This window comes from bacterium (assembly GCA_030646995.1).
Lineage (GTDB): Bacteria > Patescibacteriota > Minisyncoccia > UBA6257 > WO2-44-18 > JAUSKF01.
In genome coordinates this window covers 156,026-162,177 of record JAUSKF010000002.1, presented here as the reverse complement: position 1 = coordinate 162,177, position 6,152 = coordinate 156,026, and the positions used below count along the sequence as shown (strand labels likewise).

The 6,152-nt window shown below is 47.6% G+C and carries 6 protein-coding genes; all 6 read left to right on the top strand.

Annotated features, from left to right (window positions below):
• Positions 1 to 1,450, top strand: a 1,450-nt coding sequence (locus tag Q7S83_01400; GenBank protein MDO8466777.1) for a DUF5011 domain-containing protein, incomplete at its 5' end; no start/stop codon positions are given.
• A 174-nt stretch (positions 1,451 to 1,624) separates the two neighbouring features.
• Entirely contained in the window at positions 1,625 to 1,846 is a 222-nt protein-coding gene (locus Q7S83_01395; GenBank protein MDO8466776.1) for a type II toxin-antitoxin system HicB family antitoxin, read from the top strand.
• Positions 1,846 to 2,034 (top strand): type II toxin-antitoxin system HicA family toxin, encoded by a 189-nt coding sequence (locus Q7S83_01390; GenBank protein ID MDO8466775.1) that lies wholly within the window; start codon positions 1,846 to 1,848, stop codon positions 2,032 to 2,034. The genes Q7S83_01395 and Q7S83_01390 overlap by 1 nt, the downstream gene beginning before the upstream one ends.
• Before the next feature lie 37 nt (positions 2,035 to 2,071).
• A complete protein-coding gene (locus tag Q7S83_01385; GenBank protein MDO8466774.1) occupies positions 2,072 to 3,436 on the top strand; it encodes a hypothetical protein in 1,365 nt (454 codons plus the stop codon).
• Positions 3,437 to 3,446: 10 nt separating this feature from the next.
• Positions 3,447 to 4,343 carry a cohesin domain-containing protein gene (locus Q7S83_01380; GenBank protein ID MDO8466773.1) on the top strand — a complete coding sequence of 299 codons (897 nt, stop codon included), beginning with the start codon at positions 3,447 to 3,449 and terminating at the stop codon, positions 4,341 to 4,343.
• A gap of 30 nt (positions 4,344 to 4,373) precedes the next feature.
• The gene (locus Q7S83_01375; GenBank protein MDO8466772.1) at positions 4,374 to 6,122 is read left to right on the top strand and encodes a cohesin domain-containing protein; all 1,749 of its coding nucleotides are present in this window, start codon (positions 4,374 to 4,376) and stop codon (positions 6,120 to 6,122) included.
• Positions 6,123 to 6,152 lie beyond the last annotated feature (30 nt).

The following is a 6,152-nucleotide window of genomic DNA, read 5'->3' as shown; positions in this document are numbered from 1 at the left end:
TACTAATGAAAATGGGCCAATCAAACCCGGAGATTATCTGACTTCATCGGCAAGCAAGCCCGGGTTTGCGATGAAGGCAACCCGCTCCGGAATTACCATCGGTAAAGCTTTAGGAGAGTTTAATGCCGCCCAGGGTATGGTGATGGTCTTTATAGATGTCGGATACCGCCAAGTGGGTTGGACTTTTGATCTTGAGGATACTTTGCCGGATGGTGTTCTACAGGGTCAGGCAACGGGTACTCCAAATTCGTTTGTGATTAACCAGCACGGCTCTGGAGATATTATGCGATTACAGGAAAATGGAGATACAAGATTCCTATTCCGTAATGACGGCTCAATGGAAATCAACGCGCGGGTTGATGATGATTCAACTAAGGAATTAGTAGTGATAAAATCTAACGACGCTGAAGTATTCACGATAAACTCCCGAGGAGATGTGTCTATTAGCGGAGTGATAAGAGTAAAAAATAATTCATTCGCGGGCTCTATAATCACCGATGAAAATGGCAACGCGGAAATTAAGTTTGATTATCACTTGGGCACCGGTAAGCCAAGCGTGCAATTAACTCCTGAAGGTGATGAATTCGCTCTAGCGCAAATCGCCAAATTTATTCAGGACGAAGCTAAAAACTACACTGGTTTCTTATTGAAGGCTGTTGGTTTTGAGAATAAAGAGCCTGCCGCCAGCACCACCGTGCATTATTGGGTAGTTGCGAAACAGGATGGGTATTACTCGGCTACTACAACTCCGGTGGTAGTGGTTGATGAGCCGGAAGCGCCTGTGCAGATTAATGTGGTGGAAAATCCGGGCGCTCCAGTGATAAATATCAACGGAAATAATCCTGCTCGGATTGAACTCGGAGAGACTTACAACGACCTCGGCGCAACGGTAACCGACGATGAGGATAACAATTTGGGAGTGCAGGTTTCTGGAGCAGAAATAAATACTTCAGAGATTGGTACGAGCACTATCACTTATACCGCTACGGATAACGATGGGAATACGACCACTGCGACTAGGGAGGTGGTGGTTTATGACCAGAATGTTGTGGTAGTAGAAGAAGTTGTTAGTCCGGAGTCTGGAGAGGAGGTAGCTACCGAAGAAGTTACTCCTATAGCCGAACCGGAGGTAATTTCGGCGCCGGAACCGACTCCGCCAGCCGATCCGGTTCCTGACGCGACTTCTACTCCAGAAGAGTCAGCTCCTGTTGTAGAGGACACGGCAGCACCAGTTCCAGCCTCGGCTCCTGAACCTACTCCTGTTCCCGCAATCGAACCGGAGCCAGAATCCGAGCCCGCCCCAGAGCCAGCTCCTCCGCCAGCCGGCGGACCGACTCCTGAACCCGACCCTACTCCTATTCCAGCCAGCGAACCCGCATCAGAACCCACAATAGAGCTCGCCCCGGAGCCAACTTCACCTCCAGCTAGCGAACCGCCGTCCGGTGAGTAAACAAAACTCCCTCGTTTTTCTATATAACACTCATGTCCTGACCAGGATATAAGTGTTATATGTGGGGATGTATGGAAAAGTGTTGGAAAGCTTATTTCGGTTCAAGGTTTGGTTAAATAAAGATAGATTTTTGATATATTGAATAACCGGCTACGACTTTGGTATAGTTAAGATATGTTAAAACGACAATTTACAGCGGTTTATAAAAAAGACGGCCGGTTTTACATTGGCTGGATAGAAGAGGTTCCGGGAGTTAACACCCAAGGGCGGACATTAAAAAAATTAAAAGAAAATTTGAAAGAAGCGCTACTGCTTGTGCTAGAAACCAATAAAATGCTTAGCAAAAAGGAAATCTCGGGCAAGCTTTCTAGGGAGCCCATTTCAGTCTCATTTTAATGAAAAAGAGGGATTTGGTAAGGCATTTATTAAAATGCGGGTGTGTTTTCGTAAGAGAGGGCGCGAAGCACAGCGTATTTTTTAATCCGGAGTTGAAGCGCGTCTCTACTGTTCCAAGGCACGCGGAAGTTAATAATTTTCTTGTGAAAAAGATTTGCCGAGATCTCGGCATATCGGAGACGCAATAGAGTCTGTTATTTATCCAGTATTATATAATATAATGGTATGCGAACTTGGCTAAATTTCCGGGCTGCTTTTCTGCTATGGGCATTATTGCTTTTAGCGAATGTGGCTTTGGCTCAAGAATTGACCTCGGATAATTATAAAGTGAAGGATCCGGTGGTGGCTCCTGGCGGTTATTCTACGTCCGACAATTTCGGGCTAACCAGCGTAATTTCCCAGTTCACTATAGGAACAGCCACTGTTAGTGCCGGAAATTTTGGTGTAAATTCCGGGTTTTTATATTTTCCGTTCGTTACTACGCCGGTGATTACCGCGACCGCGGGCGCGGAGAAGGTTGACCTCTCTTGGACAGCCGCCAGCGGTTTTTTGGGCTGGACAGTTTCCGGATATAATGTCGGCCAATCTACCACCTCCGGCGGCCCCTACACATACACCGATCTGGGAGATGTTACCAGCAGTTCCCGAACGGGTCTGACTGCCGGCACTGCTTACTATTTTATAATCCGGCCTGAAGACGCATTTGGCAACACCATTGCTACTTCTTCACAGGTTTCAGCTACTCCAACAGCGCCAGCTCCGGCTCCATCACCGACTCCGTCGCCGGCCCCTTCGCCGAGTGGGGGTGGAGGCGGTGGGGGAGGAGGCGGGGGAGGCGGTGGCGGATCGACAACGGCGACCGTGTCTTTTACCGGGAAAGCTTATCCGGCGCAGACGGTGACTCTGCTCCGCGATGCGCGGGTGGCCGCTTTAAAGACCGCGAATAGGGAAGCAGATTTTGCTATCCTGCTTACCGACCAGACTCCCGGAATGTACCTTTTTAGTGTTTATGCCGAGGATTTTCGGGGTCGCCGGTCCTCACTACTTTCATTTCCGGTGAACTTGGTGGCGGGGAGAGTCACAAATGTGGACGGTATCTTTGTTCCGCCCACGATTGGCATTGATAAAAGCGAGGTAAGAAAGGGAGACCCGATCGCTATTGATGGTCAGTCCGCCAAGCAGGCGGAAGTTACTATTTTAGTCAATTCTCCGGAGGAATTTGTGGTTCAGGCAAATGCCGCCGTGGATGGCACCTATGCCTATAATTTCGGTACCGGTCCGCTGGAGCTGGGCCAGCACTTCACTAAATCCCTATCCTCCCATCAGGGAGAGGTGAGTATTTTCAGCCCGGTGCTGGCGTTTTTAGTAGGAAATAAGAACGTTCTTAATATTCCATCATCAAAATGTCCCTTGAAGGCCGATGTGAATAATGATTGCCGGGTGAATTTGGTGGATTTTTCCATTACGGCTTATTGGTGGAAGCGTCCCCTCACTAAACAGGCGATAGATCAGGTTGACACCAAATTGTGGCCGGATGGCTCGATAACTTTAAGAGATTTTAGTATTCTGGCTTATTATTGGACGGGCTAGTTACAAAAGTATGAAGTATAAAGTATTAAGTATTAAGTATAAAAAAAGAGTCATATTAATTCCTGTCTTTTTCGTGCTCTATTTTCTATTTTCTGCGTCCCAGGTGAATGCCGCAACTTTCTATTTTGATAAAGATAAAGTGGAAGCCGGGGTAGGGGATTCTTTCCGGGTGGAATTCATTATGGATAGCCTGGAGAACGTTAATGCGGTGGAGGGAAAAATTAATTTTCCCGGCAACCTGCTGGAGGTGCAAAATATAAATGATGCCGGCTCCGTGGTCAGTTTGTGGATAGAGCGGCCGGCGGCAGTAAAAGATCAGATTATATTTTCCGGGGCGATTCCGGGGGGCTATCCGGCTTTGGGCGGGCACTTATTCTCAATCGATTTCAAAGCGAAACAGGTGGGGACGGGATTGGTCAGCGCCGGTTCTGTTTCCGCTCTGTTGAATGACGGCAAGGGGAGCAGCTCGACTGTTATCGTAAAAAAACTTTCCGTCGCCATTGGCCCGACGGCCATCGGAGTTTCCGCTCCGGAAATTATTGATACAATACTACCCGAAGATTTTCAGCCGGTGATTGCCTCCAACACAAATTTGTTTGAGGGCCGGCACTTCCTTTCTTTCGTCACCCAAGACAAGGGCTCCGGGTTGGACCATTATGAAATTCTTGAACAGCAATCATTTTTTAAACCATATTCACCGGACTGGCTAAAAACCATCAGCCCCTATTTGCTGAAGGATCAGGAATTGGGGAGTTGGATAGGCGTTCGGGCAATTGATAATAACGGGAATATTCGGACGGTTTGGATAATGCCGCATTGGGTAACCGTGTACCGTTATGTGTTGACAATTATCTTCGGAATTATTGTTCTAGCCGTGCTAGCATTGCTAGTGAGGGGCAGAAAATAGAAGCTAGTAAATAGAAAATAGAAGAATACCGTGGAACACCGATTTATGAAAAGTAGAGAAAAAATAGCCAGCTTCGGCTTTTGGTTTTTCGCCGTCTTTTCAGTAATTCTACTTTCTACTTTCTACTTTCTATTTTCTGTTTCCCGGGCGGAAGCGGCCACGCTTTACCTTGCCCCAGCTTCAGGAACTTATTCTGTGGGGAAAAATTTTGTCGTTAGTGTCCGGGTTAGCACCCCATCGGAGGCGATGAATGCTGCCGATGGGGTGCTGAATTTTCCTACAGACAAGCTTCAGGTCATCGGTCTCTCCAAAACCGGTTCCATTTTCAATCTTTGGGTTCAGGATCCGTCCTACTCCAATTCCGGCGCAACGGGTAATATTCATTTTGAGGGCGTGGTCTTAAATCCCGGCTTTACCGGCGATGGGAAGATTCTGGAGATTACTTTCCAAGTCCGCAGTGAAGGCGTCGCCAGTGTTTCTTTCGCGAGCGGTTCTGTTTTGGCGAATGACGGCGAGGGCACGAACATAGTGTCTGCCTTGAACGGCGGCAATTATACTTTGCAGAAATCGAGCGTACCGACCGAGCCGGGAATCTTACCGCCTAAGCCTTTTCTTAAGCATTATATAAAAAATCCTGACGGGGAATCGGTTCTATTCAATAATAGCGACAATGGGATTAAATGGAGCAATAATTCTTACACGAAGTTAGTTTGGAGCATTCCAATCGGGGTGGATGGCGTAGCGGAAGTTTTTGACGACCGTTCCGATACCGCGGCTTCTACAAAAGCCAGCGGATTATTCGATAGCAAAACTTTTAATTTCCTGGAAGAGGGGAGGCATTATTATCATTTGCGCTTCATTAACAGCAGGGGTGCCGGTCCGATTTTGCACTATCCATTGTTCGTCGATCTGACCCCTCCAGAGAAGTTCAACATCACTCTTTCTGTCGGCGATCTAGATAAAAATGGCCGGCGATTTCCTGATCGGATTACTTTCAAAACCGGGGATGGATTATCTGGCCTTGATTACTATGAGGTCATGGTAGGCGATGCAGCCGCGGTGCGGACGGATCAGTTAATAGATGGATCTGGAGAATTTCTTTTGACCAAGCAGAAACCCGGTCCGAAAGTGGTCACGGTGCGCGCTTTGGATAAAGCCGGTAATTTCACCGATGCGAAGACGCAGGTCACGATCGAATCAATCGACCCGCCGGTGATTATCGATTATCCGAGGCATCTGGTTTCGCCCGGTCAAAAACTGGTGATTGTCGGTACGGCTTTGCCGGAGGCGAATGTTGAGGTGAGTCTGCAGTTTGATAAAAAGGCGCCGTTAATTTTGTCTGTGAAGGTGGATGGTGGAGGAGATTGGACTGTGAATTATGCCGATCCTTTGCCGTCGGGCTACTATCGCATTACTGCCAAGCAGATTCTATCTACCGGGCTGGAAAGCGATGACAGCAACCCGGTTTATATGAGCGTCAATTCTCTCTTTTGGAAGTTCTTTGTTTGGATCTGGAATGTCGGCGGGTTGCTGATCCTGGTCTTGGTCATAATTGCCCTTTTGGCGATGCTGGCATATTATTATTGGCATAAGTTCCGTATGTTCAGAAAAAAATTACGTCGCGAAGCGCGTGAGGTGGAAGAATCTCTAGCGCGGGGAGTGGCGAAAATTAAAAAGGAGCTGGAGCGCGGCGATGCTCGTCAAAAAATCTCTCAAGATCTTGGAGAAATTAAAAAGGAAGTGGATAAAGAGCTGAAGGACTTAGATAAGAAAATCTAGATGGAGTAATCGCGAATAATGCTAATTGGA

Bases quoted from the DNA above. Each gene is read 5' to 3' on its own strand.
- Q7S83_01395 (MDO8466776.1), top strand. From the start codon at position 1,625: ATGTTAAAACGACAATTTACAGCGGTTTATAAAAAAGACGGCCGGTTT.
- Q7S83_01390 (MDO8466775.1), top strand. From the start codon at position 1,846: ATGAAAAAGAGGGATTTGGTAAGGCATTTATTAAAATGCGGGTGTGTT.
- Q7S83_01385 (MDO8466774.1), top strand. From the start codon at position 2,072: ATGCGAACTTGGCTAAATTTCCGGGCTGCTTTTCTGCTATGGGCATTA.
- Q7S83_01380 (MDO8466773.1), top strand. From the start codon at position 3,447: ATGAAGTATAAAGTATTAAGTATTAAGTATAAAAAAAGAGTCATATTA.